Origin of the sequence: Brevibacterium oceani, assembly GCF_013623835.1 — a bacterium.
GTDB classification, from domain to species: Bacteria; Actinomycetota; Actinomycetes; order Actinomycetales; family Brevibacteriaceae; genus Brevibacterium; species Brevibacterium oceani.
The window spans coordinates 502,051-518,786 of record NZ_JABKDE010000003.1; the positions used below are offsets into that span (position 1 = coordinate 502,051).

Consider the following 16,736-nt stretch of genomic DNA (forward strand, 5'->3'; position numbering starts at 1 on the left):
CATCTAACTGAACGAGATTTGGACTGAAGTCCGTTTCACGTGAAACGGCAGTAACGAAGCAATGGATCCTTCGGCGGCAACAGAGGCTCGACACAATTGGCGCTGGGTGAGCGCACCAATGATGTATGTGTGTTGACATCGGAGTGGGATTCGGTATCCGCTCCAAGCGCGGCAAAGGTGGATGTCCAACGTGCGTTGGCATGGCAAGTGCTACAGACTGTTTCACGTGAAACACGGGCAGAAAGACGAACTGGCCATCTCACCTTGGGGTCTCTGGCTCTGGGTCTGATTGTTCGTAACACTGAGCGCCGAAGTGGAAGTAGCAGAATATATCAGTTGAGAACCGGATGGAAGTCGGTGGCGCGTGTAGATCAGATCGAGTTCGTGAATGAGTTGAAGCGGGCAGTGTGAGTGCCGAAGCCAGTTAGCTGTCGTCGATAGCGGAGGTCTTCGGGCCTGTGGCCATAGCGGTATCAGCACAACGCGAAATTCTGGTATTGAGCTGTGATCGCCCCGTCTGGCTGGGAGAGAGCCGAATGGAAGAAGGTTCAGCCGAAGGCCTTGATCTCTTCAAGGCTGAGTGTACCGGTCTGAGGATCCTTATCCTCAAGAATGTAGAGACGCTGTAACCCGACCGCAATTCCGTCCGCAATGGAATCACGAATATTCGGATCCTGTAGGCGATCCCGATCATCTTCGTTCGTGAGGTAGCCGGTCACGACGTGGATCTTCGGTGTCTTCAGACGCTTGAGCGATGACCACGTACGGGCATGAGCCCGGCAGTCCAACATGCCGGTCCTTGCGACGACCTCCCCTTGGATGAGTTCTGCAAGCTTCTGCCCGGTCGGAGAGTTCAGGTCGGACTTGCGTTCATGTCCGAAATAGAAGGTTGCGATACCGTTGGCATCCTTTGACTTACTGACATCGGCCGTCACTGTGATGACAGCAGAAGCGCCAAGACCATCGGCCCTGTTGACTTCGGCGGCATCGCCCTCGAGCAAGATCGCCCCGGCGCCGATCGCCTCAAGACGGCCGACAAGGCGATTTGCTATATCGGAAGTGACCTGACGCTCGAGTTCGGACTGCTCCTCGGTCATTGGAAGAGTCTCGAAATCTACAACTGTAGTTGCTGCCTCGATGACAAAGGTTCGCCCCACGAGAGACGTGCCGGAGGCTGCTACTCGGGCGCGTTCCTGGAGGGCGAAGAGATTGCCGGTGTCTTGGTTGCGATCGATGGCGGCGAGTCCACGCAGGGTCTGGGGTCCCGTGACACCGTCGACCTTCGTGCCCAGGCTCATCTGGAGTTCCTTGACCGCGGCTTCGGTGAGGGCGGCGTATTCGGAGTCGATGCGGCCCGGATAGAACCCGAGCCCGGCCAGTTGGGTCTGGAGGCGGACGACATCGTCGCCTGTGAGGACCCTGACGGGGTCAAAACGGAGGACACGATCACCTAGCTGGAATCGCGCCTGGTCCAGCTCTGAGAACGTCTCAGGGCCGAGCACACCGTCGCAGAGAATTCCTCTGTCCTGTTGGAACTGTCGTACTCCGAGTTCGAAAGCTCGATCGAAATCGGCCGATGCGACGTCCCCGACACTGAGTCCCAGCCGGGCCATCTGTGATTTGAGGGTGGGCAGCATCTCGGAAATGTCGCCACGCGAATAGCGTGGTTGGTTTGTATTCGTCAATGCGTTGCCAATCGTGTGTGAAACGGGTCGAGGGTCGGTGTGCTGGTGCAGGTGTATGCGTGCAGGTGCAGATACGCCTAAGGCGCCTGTTGATACTACAACAGGCGCCTTAGAGATCGATCAGATGAAGTCGGAGAGCTCATCTTCGAGGGCAGGCTTCGGTCGTGCACCGATGATGGTCTTGGCGACTTCCCCGTCCTTGAAGACGTAGAGGGCCGGGATCGAGGTGATTCCGTAGGTGCTTGCGGTCTCAAGGTTCTCGTCGGTGTTGACCTTGACGACATTGAGCTTATCGGCGTTCTCCTCCGCGATCTGGTCGACGATCGGGCTGACCATGCGGCAGGGTCCGCACCAGGGTGCCCAGAAATCGACGAGCACGGGCTTATCGGACTTCAGAACGGTCTCTTCGAACGTGGCGTCAGTGACTTCTGTCGACATGAGCAGCCTTTCTCTTCAGGAGCGGTTTTCTCTATCAGGAACAGTGGGTCTGTCGGTTTCATTCCCCACTCGCCCGTGGGCGGTGGTGGTCAGGACCCGACGGGAGCGGCCTCGGCTATCGCGGGCTTCTGTGCCGCCTCGAGGTCTGCGAGGTAGTGTTCGGCATCGAGAGCTGCAGAGCACCCGGATCCGGCCGCAGTGATGGCCTGACGGTAGACCGAGTCAATGACATCTCCGGCGGCGAAGACACCTTCGACCGAGGTCTTCGACGAGCGTCCATCCACGCGGAGGTAACCGTCGGCGCGGAGGTCGAGCTGATCGGCAAACAGGCTGGTGCGCGGATCCGATCCGATAGCCACGAACATGCCTGTGACCGGCAGTTCCGAGGTCTCGCCTGTGACGGTGTTGCGGATGGTCAGTCCCGTGAGCGAATCCTCACCGTGGACCTCGGCGACCTCACTGTCGAAAAGGAACTCGAGCTTCTCGTCGGCCCTGGCCCGATCCTGCAGCGCCTGCGACGCGCGCAGCTCCTGGCGACGGTGGACCAGAGTGACCTTCGAGGCGAAACGGGTGAGGAATGTTGCTTCCTCGAGAGCGGAGTCGCCACCACCGATGACGGCGATGTGCTGGTCGCGGAAGAAGAATCCGTCGCAGGTGGCACACCAGCTGACTCCGTGGCCGGAGAGCTGCTTCTCGTTCGGCAGACCCAGCTCGCGATAGGCCGAACCGGTCGCGAGGATGACGGCCTTCGCCGTGTAGCGGGCGCCCAGTGCGGTTTCGATCTCGTGCGCGCCGGGGTTGAGCCTGAGACTCGAGACATCGTCGTAGATCACTTCGGCGCCGAACTTCTCGGCCTGCTCACGCATGCTCTCCATGAGTTCCGGGCCCTGCACCCCTGCGGGGAATCCGGGGAAGTTCTCCACATCGGTGGTGTTCATGAGTTCGCCGCCTGCGGTCACCGATCCGGCGATCACCACGGGTGAGAGGTTCGCACGCGCTGCGTAGACAGCTGCGGTGTAGCCGGCCGGCCCCGACCCGATGATCACCAGTTGAGTATCAGTCATGTGAAAAGATCCCTGTTTCTGCTTGCTGTGCCCGGCGCGTCACGGCGTGTCGCGCGGAATGACATTCGTACCTATAACCGTACGGTGCCGAAGACTATTCCGCACCTGTCCGCCTCGAACCAGGCTGCGATCGAACGACCGGCGAGCCGGCGTTCGAACAGTGAGGCCTGCGGTGGCCTACTTGAATGAGACCGAGCTGATGGTCGCTTTGTATCCGCCTTCGGTCTGTGGAAGCTCGGTCACCCAGAGGATGAGCGTGTCCGTGGTGACCTTCTCGTCGAACTTGACCGTGACACCGCCGTCGGAGTCGAAGGTGCCTTTCCCGATGACCTTCGCGTCCTCAGGATCGTCTCCGTCGCGGATCTCGAACTTTCCGCCGGAATTGTCCGAAAAGACCTTGGCCTGGCTGACGGTCGCCTCGTCCTCGAATTGGAAGAGCAGTCCGACGCCCGACTTCAAGTTGCCGAACTCGGCCGAGTTGTAGCGGTCGGTGTTCCATGAGCCCGCGGCCTTCGGGATCACGTTCTCGGTTTCGCTGTCGTGTTCCTCACCATCGCCCTCGGGGTCGAGCGACTCGACAGAATCGATCGTCACCGGCTCGGCCTTCGGAGACTTCGTCTCCTTCTTCTTCGTCGGCTCTTCGCTCGGCGCGGACGACTCGGTCACCGGCGTCGACTCGTCGTCGCCGGAGTTGAGATTGATGACGACGATGCCGAACACGATGACCGCGACGACGACGAGACCGAGGACCAACCACAGGAACGGCTTGCGTGTAGCCGCCGGATCACGGTCCTCAGTGCCTGGGCCGCCCGACGAACCGGATCCGCCGGCGGAACCGCCGCTCCCGGCGGCACTGTGTCCAGCCCCAGTCGCGGCAGCACCGGCTCCGGTCCCGGCGGAACTGTGTCCAGCCCCGGTGCCGGAGGAACCGCCTGCAGCAGCCCCGGCACCCACGGCCGCGGCCCCTGCTGCGCCGGCCGCTGCCGCGCCGAAACCGGCCGAGCGTGCCGACGGCTTCGTGCCTTCAGCGGATTCGCTGTGCTGCCGACGGGGTGCACCTGCAGCCTTGCGTTGGGCCGGCTTGACCGAAGACGAACTTGCGGCCGGACCGGAACCCGTCGACGCACTCGCTGATGAGCCGGCCGACGAACCGCCACCCGTCGATGACGTCGTGTTCGCGGCCGAGCCCGGACCCGCCTCGGCGACGGTGTCCGGCGACAGCCGGCGCATCTCCTTCGGAGGAGAGGAGGCATTGGCCTCCTGCTGCCGAGTCGCGGAACTCGCTTCGAAGGCGGCCAGGCGCCTGCGCGCCTCGTCCTCCTTCGCCTTCGCAATGCGGCGCTCGCGTTCGTACTCTCGCCGCTGGTGTTCGCGCTGCTGTTCGTTCGTCTCGAACATCCCGCCGAGGAACCAGGATCCGTCGTCCTCATCCTCTTCGTTGTCCATGATCACGCGGGTGTCGTTCTCATCACCCTCGTCCTCCGGGACGATCTCGAGAGCCTGAGTGTCCGGGTCGGGATCCTCCTCCCGGCTCATGATCGGGGTCGTGAGGTTCTCGTCGTATTCGTGAGCGGCGTACGCCGAATACTCGGAGTAGGTCTGTTCCGGCTCCCATTCCTCCCACTCCTGGGCGGCGTTGTCGAGCTGCTCTTTGCCGATGGGGAAGCTCGAGGCCTCACGCATCTGCATCCGATCGGCGTAGCGGCCCGTGGTGTTCCCGACGACTCCCGCGGCCAGACCGCGTGTGCCGGGTCGGGTGATGCCGATGCGGACGAGAGCGGCCTGCACCTGGTCCTCACTGGCCCCGGCCGAGCCGTCGGGGCCGGAACCGATCGACCGGGACCGCGGTGCCGGCAGACTCGTCGCCTCATCGAAGCTGCGCGGAGAGCTGTCGAAGAGAGTGTCGTTTTCGGTCGCCGGGGCGCGGTTGACATAGCGCAGGAGCTGCGGGTCCCAGTCGTCGATGTAGCCGAGCACCTCGGCGACCGACCCGGGCCCGGGGTCCGAACCGGTGATGATGCCGCTGACGAAGTCGTCGAGTTCGTCGGAGACCTCGGGGTTGAGAGCCTTGACCCGCGCGATCCGGGCATTCTCCTTCTCTGCCGGAGGAATGCCGTCGAAGGCCTCATCGCCGGGCCAATACCCGGTCAGAGCCGTGTAGAAGAGCTGGACGAGAGCCAGCGCGTCCCGCCGTGATGCCTTCGTCGGCGAGTAGTCCGTCTGCTCGACGAGCCCGGTGTCCAGCGCCAGTGCCGCATCGACGCCGATGCCTGCGATGACCACCGCACCCTTCGAAGTCAGACCCACCACGCTCGGGCGCAGGAACATGTGGAACAGTCCGCGCCTGGCCGAGGTCACCAAGGCCGAGCCGACCTCGCCGATGAGGGCGCAGGCGGCGTCGACGGGCAGCGGCGAACGCGGCAGGATCTGATTGCACGGGGTGACCGCGATGCGTTTGATGACGATGTAGTCCAGCCCGTTCGAATGACCGACGTCGAGCGTCGGGGCGATGCGCGGATCACCGAGGATCGACACACGGCGGGCTGCTTCGAGGACATCATTGGATCCATCGGCATCGGCGACGAGGATGAGGACGGGTTCGTCGAGGATCGCGTCCAGGCCTGTGCAGACGGCGCCGACATCGGGCTTCTCGGGCAGCCAGCGACGGTCGACAGTCGATACGACGTAACGGCCGGCCACCACCATGCCGGGTTCGATATCGATCAGGGCGACCACCTCCGGTGGGGATTGAAAGGGATCAGGCTGCTTTTCTTAGTTTTCCAGCAACCACGTCAATAATCGAATGCAACTCTCTGACTCTGAGCAAATAGCAAGCTCCGATGAAGAAGGCGAGCATCACGATTCCCACGCCTGCCGTCGAGGCCAACGCCGGCCAGCGGCCGGAGAGAGCGAAGTCCGGGAAGAAGCTGAGGAGTCCGAAGCCGGCACCGCCGGCGACGATGGCCGCGAGGAGGAACTTGAAGTGTGAGGTGAGGATTTCGCGCAGATCGATTTCGCCGAGGCGCTTCTTCAGGACTGCGAACGAGATGATCATCGCCATGAGGTAGCCGAGGCTCATGATCAGACCGATGATCGCCACGGTCACCGACTTCGGGAAGATCGATGCCGAAAGCACCGCCAGGGACTGGAAGACGATCTGCGGCAGCTGGATGAGGAACGGAGTCTTCGCGTCTCCGTAGGCGTAGAACACGCGCTGTGCCAGATAGTTCGCGCTGAAGGGAACGAGGCCGAAGACCATCGTGATGATGACCAGACCGATGGCCATAGCCTGCTCGCGACCAGGACCGGCGATGATCATCGCCACCGGCGAGGCGAGGACGACGAGGGCGGCGAGGGCGAAGGCATTGACCATGCCGACCATCCGCACACCCATCGAGAAGTCGCCGACCACCGCCTCGGTGTCCTCATCGGCCGCATTCTTGGCCAACGAGGTGAACAGGGCGGTCGCCAGGGACACCGCGATGAGCGAATGCGGGAGCATGAAGACGAGGTAGGCGTTCGTATACGCCGTGTTCGCGGCGTTGCCGTCGCCGGGAACAGAGGCTCCCGAGGCGACGCGGGAGATGATGAGGAATCCGATCTGGCCGATGAGCATCGCCGCGAATGTCCAGAACGCGACCTTCCCGGCCGACCCCAGGCCGACTCCGCGGAAGCCGAACGTCGGCTTGTATTTGAAGCCGATCCGTTTGAGCGGCCAGATGAGGATGAGCGCCTGAGCGACGACGCCGAGAGTCGCGGTGCCGGCGATGAGGGCGATCTTCTCTGGCGTCCACGTGTCGAGGTTGTGCGGGGAAGCGTCGTTGCTGCCGAAGACGAGGATGAAGACGGCGAGGCCGGCGATCGCGACGACGTTGTTGAGCACGGGTGCCCACATGTAGGGGCCGAACGAGGATTTCGCGTTGAGCACCTGACCCAGCAGCGTGTAGAGGCCGTAGAAGAACAGCTGCGGCAGGCACCAGTAGGCAAACGCGGTGGCCAGAGCCAGCTGCTCGTGGCTCCACCCGGAAGAGTAGAGCCACACGAGCAGCGGTGCCGCCAGTGTCGCGACGACGGAGACCAGGCCGAGCATGAGGAAGGACAGGGTGAGCAGACGGTTCGTGAAGTCCGTGCCGCCGTCCTCACGCTTCGAAGCACGCACCAGCTGCGGGACGAGCACGGCGTTGACCACACCGCCGGCGAGCAGCATGTAGAGGGTGTTGGGCACCTTGTTCGCGACGTCGAAGGCGTCGGCCTGCACGTAGACCACGCCGATTGCCATGGCCAGCATCGAGGCCTTGACGAATCCGAGGACGCGGGAGGTCAGTGTGCCCGCGGTCATGATCGCCGAGGACCGGGCCAGGGATGAGAAGCCGGACACGTTCTACCTCTTTTCGTTCTCGTCGGTCTGAGCGCGGGCCATCGCATCGGCCAGCTGGTCTTCGGGGATCTTGGGGCGACCTCGGGCGATCGTTTTGACCAACCCGATCACGAACACTGCGGCCAAGGCCAATCCGATCACCGCTGTGCCGATGTTCTCCCAGTCGGCACGCACTCTGACCATGAGCGATTCGTGTTTGGGTAGGACGACGTCGTCGGCCGAGACCATTTCGATCGTCGTCGGAACGTCCGCATTGGCCAGCCCTTCGACGGGCACGTCGACGCGCATCGTCTCCGCCGGCGGCACCTTCACGGTCGTCGTCTCCTGCGCCCGCAGCTGCGGGGTCGCCGGTTTCATCCGGATCCTCAGGCTCGCCTCGGCGGGGGAATCATTGACGATCGTCACCGGGATCGTCGTCTCCTCCCCGGTTACGAGGAGAACCGAGGATCCCTTCCGCAGGTGCAGGCTGTCCATGAGCTTCGTGCTCTGCTCACGCGCCGCTCCCGCACAGATGTTCGCGTTCCTGCCCAGGGTCCACGCCGCCGAGGTGCAGCTGAGCAGCTCCCGATCCATCCGGATGTCCGCGCTGTCCCGATCGGTGAAGACGCTGTTGAAATCCTCCTGCTCGGCCCTGGTCTGGCCCAGGGAGCGCACGGCCCGCGCACGGATGTGCGGTGCGTCGGAGTCCGACTGGAGCAGTCCGCGCTGAGTGGAGGGAGAGTCGAGCAGATCGTCGACCCCGGTGGGGGCGATCCAGGGCGCGGAGGAGAGCATCTCGATCGTGTCCTCCCATCCCGCCGAGGCGGCCGCGCGTGGGAGCGGAACGAGCAGTTCGCGTGTGCGGTAGGGGGCTTCGGATTGGATCGCCGCCGACTTCGCGACGAGCTCGGACAGCGCCGAGGCGGGATGATCGGCAGCGATCGCCTCGGCGCTCTGATCCGTCAGCCCCGTGTCCGTGACGAGGGTGTCGATCGTCGACTCCCCATCGTCGGTGGTCGTCGTCTGCGAATGCGCATCGTCGCGGATGCCGGTCGTCGACGGCTGCTGTTCATCGCTGACGATCGCGGTGGAGTTACCCGTCTTCTCCAGTGCGCGCAGGCCGGACTTCGTCGCGCTGCCGGCCACCGGCCAGGCGATGTCCGTCCGGGCGTCGGGGAACACATCGGAGACGATCGATCGCTGCTTCTGCGCGAAGTCGCCGAGCCGGTCGATCTTCGTCCCGCGCAGAGCGCTGAGGTCCGGATCGCCGAAGGGCAGGGCGACGATCGTGTGCTTCTGCGCCTCGGATACGAAGTCCTGATACCAGGAGTCCAAGCGTTTGCGCTGATCCTCTTCGGCCTTGAGCTCGGCCGCGCTGGCGTCCTCGTCGGTGTCCTCGGCGGCTCCGGCAGGCGGGGTCTGCGCCTCCGCACCGTCCTTGTCCGCAGGCTCTTCGGTCTCTTCGGGGGCGTCGCTGTCGGGCGGTTCGGCGATCGCGGCTTCGAAGGAGGTCAGCACCCGCGGGTCGATGGCCAGTCCGAGCTTCTTGTGCTCGAGCAGCTTCTTCACCGTCGCGAGCGAACCGCCGTCGGCGATGGCATCGTCGAGGCGGTCGGGGCTGATGAGCCCACCCTCCGAGTGCCCGGGCAGGGTGACGGGTGCGAGCAGACTGACCTTCGTCTGATCGAACTTCGGGCTCGGGTACCACGTGGTGAAGCCGATCTGGGAGGCACGCAGTCCGGTGGAGTCGCCGAGCTGCACGGCCAGTCCCCGCGGACCCCATGAGCTCACGGGCGAGGACTTGCTCAAGCCGAGATCGTCGGCGGGGACTTCGAAAGTGAACTCATACGAGGCGCCGGGGTCGATCTTCTCATCGAAGGTCGCATCGACTTCGGGTGCCTTGGAGTCGTCATCGCTGCGGTTCTTCTCGGCCTTCTTGCGGGCCTCCGGTCCGTCGTGTTCGAGGTCGGCGATGGTCCGGTGCCGTGCCTGACTCTGCTTCCACGCGCTGATGCGCGATTCCGAATCGAGGGTGCGCGTCGACATCTCGAGTCCCAGGCTCGGCTTCTCGATCGCCTTCTTGGTGCCGTTGGACACGAGCCCGCGGACCGTGAGCGTTCCCTTCTCATCGACCCAGGGGGTCACCTCGTCGATGCGGACCGAGACGCCGGAGCCCTGCGCGGCGTCGTTGCCGGATCCATCGGACGCTGATCCATCGGAGCCGGTATTCGCGGTCGGGCTCGCGGCCACGTTCGTCGTGGCGGCCGTGTTGGTCGTGGCAGCTGCGTTCGCCGCGGTCGCGTTCGCCGCGGCCGCGTTCGTCGTGGCACTCGCCGAGGTGGCCGTGAGGAGCGGAAGTGCGAAAACCGGCCCTGCGAGCAGGAAGAGGATGCTCAGCAGGGCGATGAGGAAACGCGGGCGGCGGACGGGAATGGGTTTCACTGCTCCATTCGGGAGACCATCGGTCGGGCGGCGGCGACGATGCGGCGTTCGTTGGCGAACGAGAGGCGCGAACGCAGCTCATTGAAGGGCACCCATGCCGCATCGATCGCTTCTTGGTCAGGATCATTATCCACGGTCAGCGTTCCCGATTGTGCACGGAGCAGGAAATGGTGGACGAGTTTGTGGATTCGGATGCCGGTGACGGTGAACCAGTAGTCGACGGTTCCCAGGGGGCAGATGATCTGGCCGGCGATCCCGGTCTCCTCTTCGACCTCACGGCGGGCCGCCTCGGCGGGGGTCTCCGTCCCTTCGAGATGACCCTTTGGAAGGCACCATTCGATCCGACCGGCCCGATTGATCCGGGCGATGACGGCCACGGTCAGCCGCGGATGGGAGAAGTCGACGACGATGCCACCGGCGGAGATCTCCTCCACCGTGGTGCGGCGGGACGTTCGGGGTCCCGGCTTGGGCATCGGTGTGGTCATTCTCCTACCTTAGTAGGCGAAGCTTGGAAGTTCCGTGTCATCGGCGCCCGGTAGGCTTATCGTGACGAGAACTTCCGCCTGCCCGCGGGCGGCACTTGCCGGACGAGAAGGACCCAAGAATAAGGAGCTCGGTGGATCCGCAGACCGCGCACACCCGACTGCACGACAAGCTCGACGAACTCGAGCACATCCTCGGCCCGCTGGGTCAGAGGTTCTCAGGGGCCGGATTCGAACTCGCCCTCGTTGGCGGGTCGGTCCGTGATGCGCTGCTCGGTCGCCCGATGCCCGACCTCGACTTCACCACCGATGCGCACCCGGATGACATCCTGGCCCTGATCAGGGACTGGGTCGACACGCATTGGGACATCGGACGCGAGTTCGGCACGATCGGGGCGGTGAAGTCCGGTGTGCAGATCGAGATCACGACCTATCGCGCAGAGGCCTACGAGGCGGACTCGCGCAGACCCGTCGTGCGCTTCGGCACCGATCTCGACGCCGACCTCGTGCGCCGCGACTTCACGATCGGGGCGATGGCGATCCGCCTGCCGGGCAAGACCTTCGTCGACCCGCATCGCGGCTTCGACGACCTCATCGCCGGACACATCCGCACGCCGGGAGCGGCAGCAGACTCCTTCTCCGACGACCCGCTGCGGATGATGCGCGCCGCCCGCTTCACCTCGCAGCTGGGCCTCGACCCCGTCGCCGAGGTGGAAGAGGCGATGACGGCGATGGCCGAGCGGATCGACATCATCTCCGCCGAACGCGTCCAGGTCGAACTGTTCAAACTCATGACAGGCATCGACCCGGCCGCCGGCGTCGACCTGCTCGTGCGCACCGGCATCGCCGATCACGTCCTGCCCGAGGTGGCGGGACTGCGACTGGAGACCGACGAGCACCACCGGCACAAGGACGTCTACCAGCACTCGCTGACGGTGCTGCGTCAGGCCGTCGACCTCGAGGCCCGCTACGCCGCGGCGCAGCAGGAGTCCGGGATGGCCGATGACGACCCGCAGCGGCTGCGGGTGCCTGACTTCGTGGTCCGCTTCGCCGCGCTCATGCACGATGTGGGCAAGCCTGCGACCCGGCGCTTCCAGCCCGGCGGCGCGGTGACCTTCTACCACCACGATGCGGTGGGGGCGAAGCTCACGGCCAAGCGGATGAAGGCGCTGCGCTTCGACAAGGACACGACGAAGGCTGTCGGCCGCCTCGTCGAGCTGCACCTGCGCTTCTACGGCTACGGCGATGCCGGGTGGACGGATTCGGCGGTGCGTCGCTACGTCACCGATGCCGGCCCGCTGCTCTCCCGCCTGCACATCCTCACCCGCGCCGACGTGACGACACGGAACAAGAAGAAGGCCGACCGTCTGGCGTTCGCCTACGACGACCTCGAGGAGCGGATCGAGGCGCTCGCCGAACAGGAGGAGCTTGCGGCGATCCGGCCGGACCTCGACGGCAAGCAGATCATGGCGATCCTCGACATCGAACCATCGCCGCTGGTGGGCAAGGCCTACAAGCACCTCCTCGAGCTGCGGATGGAGCACGGACCATTGGGACCCGAACGCGCCGAGGTGGAGCTGCGGTCCTGGTGGGAGACGCTGGGAGGGTGATCGACCCCCGCTGAGCTCTTCGCAGCGTGGTGCTGATAGCTTCGGTATCGCGTAGATTTGTGCTCGACGTCACAGCATGTGACGGCGGCGATGATGTGAGGAGACAGCCATGACAGTGACCGAGGAGTTCCGGGCAGCCCGAGACCAGCTGATCGAGCTTCGTACCGACTATGAAGCGGCCCGTTCGACGTTCGAATGGCCGCGCTTCACCCACTTCAACTTCGCCCTCGACTGGTTCGACAAGGTCGCCGAGAACAACGACGCTCCGGCTCTGTGGATCGTCGAGCAGGACGGATCCGAGGGCAAGTGGAGCTACGCGGAGCTCTCGGCGCGGTCGAACCAGGTCGCCAACTACCTCCGCCGCGCGGGAGTCAAGCGCGGCGACCATGTCATGGTCATGCTCAACAACCAGGTCGAGCTGTGGGAGACGATGCTCGCCGGCATCAAGCTCGGCGCGGTGCTGCTGCCCGCAACCACCCAGCTCGGTCCCATCGATCTGGCCGACCGCGTCGACCGGGGCCGGGCCGAATTCGTCGTCGCCGGTGCCGCGGATGCCGCGAAATTCGACGACGTCGAGTCCGATGTCGTGCGCATCGTCGTCGGAGCCGATGCCACGCGCCAGCAGGACTACACGTACTCCGAAGCCGCCGAGGAGAGCGCATCGTTCGACCCGCAGGGCCAGTCGCGGGCCGATGACCTGCTGCTGCTCTACTTCACCTCGGGTACGACGTCGAAGGCGAAGATGGTCGCGCACTCGCACGTCTCCTACCCGGTCGGACACCTCTCCACGATGTACTGGATGGGCCTGACCCCCGGCGACGTCCACCTCAATGTCGCCTCGCCCGGCTGGGCCAAGCACGCGTGGTCGAACATCTTCACCCCATGGATCGCCGAGGCCTGCGTGTTCCTCTACAACTACTCGCGCTTCGACGCGAACGCTCTCATGGAGACCATGGACCGGGTCGGCGTGACGAGCTTCTGCGCCCCGCCGACCGTGTGGCGGATGCTCATCCAGGCCGATCTCGGACACCTCAAGACCCCGCCGCAGAAGGCTCTGGGCGCGGGCGAACCGCTCAACCCCGAGGTCATCGACCGGGTCAAGAGCGACTGGGGTGTGCTCATCCGCGACGGCTTCGGCCAAACGGAGACGACCCTGCAGGTCGGCAACTCGCCTGACCAGCCGCTCAAGTACGGCTCGATGGGCAAGGCACTGCCCGGGTTCGACGTCGTCCTCATCGATCCCAGCACGGGCGAGGAAGGCGACGAGGGCGAGATCTGCCTCCGCCTCGATCCCCGACCCATCGGTCTGACCAGCGGGTACTGGAACAATGAGGAGAAGACCGCCGAGGCGTTCGAAGGCGGCGTCTACCACACCGGCGACGTGGCCCAGCGTGACGAGGACGGCTACATCACCTACGTCGGTCGCGCCGATGATGTGTTCAAGGCCAGCGACTACCGGCTCTCCCCGTTCGAGCTCGAGAGCGTGCTCATCGAACACGAAGCCGTCGCCGAGGCGGCTGTCGTGCCCTCGCCGGACCCGGTGCGCCTCGCGGTGCCGAAGGCCTATGTCGTCGTGTCCGAGAAGTTCGCCGCCGACTCCGAGACCGCGCGGTCGATCCTCGCGTACTGCCGGGAGCACCTGGCCCCGTACAAGCGCATCCGCCGCCTCGAGTTCGCGGAGCTGCCGAAGACGATCTCGGGCAAGATCCGTCGCGTCGAGCTGCGGGCACGCGAGGACCAGCTGCACCCATTCAGCGGCGAGCCGGGCGTGACCGGCGAGGAATACGCTGACACTGACTTCGACCTCAAGAGCTGACGGGGGGCCCGATAGCGTTGGCGGCGCTCGTTCAAGGCTGAGCGCGTCTGTGGATCGGTCCTCCGGTCTGCAGACGCGCTTCGCCTTGATCGACGGGATCGGTCCGGTGGAGGCGCGCTTCGTCCGGCGGAATGGCGTGGGATCGGCGAGGTAAGGGAAGACTGAGAGCGTGAATGTGAGCAAACACGCACATGTCATGGTTGATTCTGCCTCGGTGAATTAAAATGCCTGGTGAGAGTTCATGTCAGGGGTTACTCGATATACTATTTGGTAACCTCGGCCGGTGATCGGGCGGGTGGTTCAGCACTTTTTCACGGTCTACTAAAGAAGGCGTGCGAAACTGATTTGCGTCTTTGACCTTTTTCGGACCTCGTCGCCACGCATTGCGGCAGGCTGACTGACCTGGAGGACCTTGGGTGGCTAAGGGACAACACACAGCCAAGAACATCGGCAGAAATACGAAGAATCTGCTCAACTACCCCCGTGCGGGTGTGAGCGGATGGACTCGTTACCTGCCGAGCATCCGCATACTCGTCGTCGGCGGGCTCAGCGTCGTCATCGCGCTGTGCGTGCTCTTCGCGGTGGGATACGCCTCGACGGACATCCCCGAGCCGAACCTCGAGGCGACCGGTCAGACGTCGACGATCTACTACAGCGACGGCAAGACCCCAATCGGCCAGTACAAGGTCGAGGACCGCAAGTCCGTCGAGATCGACGAGATCTCCGAACCCATGCAGAAGGCCGCGATCGCCGCCGAGGACACCTCGTTCTACGAGAACCGCGGCATCTCGATCAAGGGCCTCTCCCGCGCCGTGGTCGGCGTGGCGACGAACAAGTACGCGGGCGGCGGCTCGACGATCACCCAGCAGTATGTGAAGAACTTCTACCTCACGAACGAGCACTCGTTCGACCGCAAGGTCAAGGAGATGTTCATCTCGCTCAAGATCGACCAGCAGCAGTCCAAGGACCAGATCCTCGCGAACTACCTCAACACCATCTACCTCGGCCGCCGCTCCTACGGCGTCGAGGTGGCCGCACAGAACTACTTCGACAAGCCGGCCTCGGAGCTCAACCTCAGCGAGTCCGCACTGCTGGCCGCGATGATCCAGCGCCCGGGTGCCGCCGATCCCTCGGACGACCCCGGTGCCTACCAGGACCGCTTCGACTACGTGGTCAAGAACATGGTCAAGGAAGGCTTCATCACCGAAGAGCAGGCCGCGAAGGTCAAGATGCCCGAGGTGCGGAAGCAGAACAAGGAGTCCTCACTCTCGGGCCAGAAGGGCTACATGTGGGACTTCGTGCGGCGTGAGGCGCTGAAGAAGCTCGACATCGACGAGGCGCAGCTCGACCGCGGCGGATACAACATCGTCACGACCTTCGACAAGGATCGGATGAAGGCCGCCGAGAAGGCCATCAAGACACTGCCGCAGCAGCAGCCCGAGGGCATGCAGGCGGGACTCGTCTCGATCGACCCGGACAACGGCGGAATCGAAGCCTTCTACGGCGGCAAGAACTACCTCGATCAGGCATTCAACGCCTCGACTCAGAGCCACGTCCAGGCCGGTTCGACGTTCAAGCCCTTCGCCCTCGTGGCCGGGCTCGAGAACGGTGTGCGCCTGACCGACTCCTACCCGGGCGCCAGCCCGACGACGTTGAACAACGACGGGACGCCGTGGACGGTCAATAACTTCGGCGGCTCGAGCTACGGCCCGGTCAGCCTGCTCAAGGCGACGCAGTCCTCGATCAACACAGCCTATGCCGCTCTCAACGTCCAGGTCGGTCCGGACAAGACCGTCGACGTCGCCGAACGTGCGGGTCTGAGTGCGAACTGCACCGATAAGGAGATGAAGGCCGGCAACACGGGCGGATGCTCGATCGGTCTGACCCCGAACCCGTCGAACGTGCTCGGTACGCCCAGCGTCAAGCCCATCGATATGGCCTCGGCGTATGCGACGTTCGCGGCGAACGGCGTCCACCATGAGACGCACGCGATCAAGAAGATCAATCAGGGTGCCGAGGACAAGGAAGTGTACAAGGCCGAAACGAAGGGCAAGCGCGTCTTCGACAAGGCCGTCGGTGCAGAGACCTCCTACGCTCTGCAGCAGGTCGTCAACGGCGGTTCGGGCAGCTACGCCCAGAACCTCGGCCGCCCGGCCGCCGGCAAGACCGGTACGACGAACGAGAACAAGGCCGCCTGGTTCTCCGGGTACACGCCGAACCTCGCGACCTCGGTCGTGCTCTACCGCGAGGTCGACGGGAAGTCCGTGTCGATCGGCGCCTTCGGCGGCCGCGGTGAGGTCACCGGTGGTTCGTTCCCGGTGCAGGTCTGGACCGACTACATGCAGCAGGCTCTCCAGGGCGAGAAGGTCGAACAGTTCCCGGCCCGCGGCGAACTGCCCGACAAGCCGAAGCCGAAGAACACCAATGCCCCTGCGGCTCCGAAGCCCGAGCCGAAGGCACCGTCGGGCAGCAACAGCGGCAGCGACGGGGACGACTCGGAGAAGAAGGCACCGATCGAAGAGCCGAAGGACGACGAGGACAAGAACAAGGATTCGGATTCCAAGGGCGACGAGAAGGGCAAGGAAGAGGGCTCGACGGACGGATCCGACGATTCCAAGGACTCCGGTAAGGACAACGGAAGCGACGGCGGTGACGGCGACAAGTCCAGCGGCTCGGACAACGGTTCCGACGATGGAAGCGGTGGCGACACCGGTGGCGGTGACACCGGAGGCAGTGGCGACAGCAACGGTGGCAGTACGTCTAAGGGCGGCGGCAAAGGTGACGGTGGTGGGGACACCACCGACGGCAATGGTGATCCCTTGGACATTGGTGGCTGACCGGT

At 64.3% G+C, this 16,736-nt stretch carries 10 protein-coding genes; 3 read left to right on the forward strand and 7 right to left on the reverse strand.

What is annotated here, in order from left to right; genetic code table 11:
* Nucleotides 1–548: 548 nt before the first annotated feature.
* The 7 genes from HK401_RS08755 to HK401_RS08785 all read right to left on the reverse strand — a co-directional run bounded on the left by HK401_RS08755 (nt 549) and on the right by HK401_RS08785 (nt 10,471).
* Entirely contained in the window at nt 549–1,637 is a 1,089-nt protein-coding gene (locus HK401_RS08755) for an N-acetylmuramoyl-L-alanine amidase (RefSeq protein WP_258234085.1), read from the reverse strand.
* Nucleotides 1,638–1,805: 168 nt separating this feature from the next.
* Nucleotides 1,806–2,123: a thioredoxin gene (gene trxA, locus HK401_RS08760; RefSeq protein ID WP_181274260.1), complete on the reverse strand. Its 318-nt coding sequence runs from the start codon at nt 2,121–2,123 to the stop codon at nt 1,806–1,808.
* Nucleotides 2,124–2,212: 89 nt separating this feature from the next.
* Entirely contained in the window at nt 2,213–3,187 is a 975-nt protein-coding gene (gene trxB / locus HK401_RS08765) for a thioredoxin-disulfide reductase (protein WP_181274261.1), read from the reverse strand.
* Between the two features lie 177 nt (nt 3,188–3,364).
* The gene (locus HK401_RS08770) at nt 3,365–5,923 is read right to left on the reverse strand and encodes a protein kinase family protein (RefSeq protein WP_181274262.1); all 2,559 of its coding nucleotides are present in this window, start codon (nt 5,921–5,923) and stop codon (nt 3,365–3,367) included.
* A 22-nt stretch (nt 5,924–5,945) separates the two neighbouring features.
* Nucleotides 5,946–7,565 (reverse strand): murein biosynthesis integral membrane protein MurJ, encoded by a 1,620-nt coding sequence (gene murJ, locus HK401_RS08775; RefSeq protein WP_181274263.1) that lies wholly within the window; start codon nt 7,563–7,565, stop codon nt 5,946–5,948.
* A 3-nt stretch (nt 7,566–7,568) separates the two neighbouring features.
* Nucleotides 7,569–9,986, reverse strand: a complete 2,418-nt coding sequence (locus HK401_RS08780) for a DUF6049 family protein (protein ID WP_309135942.1) — start codon at nt 9,984–9,986, stop codon at nt 7,569–7,571.
* The gene (locus HK401_RS08785) at nt 9,983–10,471 is read right to left on the reverse strand and encodes an NUDIX domain-containing protein (RefSeq protein ID WP_181274264.1); all 489 of its coding nucleotides are present in this window, start codon (nt 10,469–10,471) and stop codon (nt 9,983–9,985) included. Before HK401_RS08785 ends, HK401_RS08780 begins: the two co-directional genes overlap by 4 nt.
* 131 nt (nt 10,472–10,602) lie before the next feature.
* Here HK401_RS08785 and HK401_RS08790 point away from each other — a divergent pair, with 131 nt between their 5' ends.
* From HK401_RS08790 to HK401_RS08800, 3 genes are all read left to right on the forward strand, one after another.
* Complete coding sequence (locus HK401_RS08790) at nt 10,603–12,078, forward strand: CCA tRNA nucleotidyltransferase (RefSeq protein ID WP_181274265.1); 1,476 nt, start codon at nt 10,603–10,605, stop codon at nt 12,076–12,078.
* A 109-nt stretch (nt 12,079–12,187) separates the two neighbouring features.
* Nucleotides 12,188–13,894 (forward strand): AMP-binding protein, encoded by a 1,707-nt coding sequence (locus HK401_RS08795; protein WP_181274266.1) that lies wholly within the window; start codon nt 12,188–12,190, stop codon nt 13,892–13,894.
* Nucleotides 13,895–14,310: 416 nt separating this feature from the next.
* A complete protein-coding gene (locus HK401_RS08800; protein ID WP_309135943.1) occupies nt 14,311–16,731 on the forward strand; it encodes a transglycosylase domain-containing protein in 2,421 nt (806 codons plus the stop codon).
* Nucleotides 16,732–16,736: the final 5 nt, after the last annotated feature.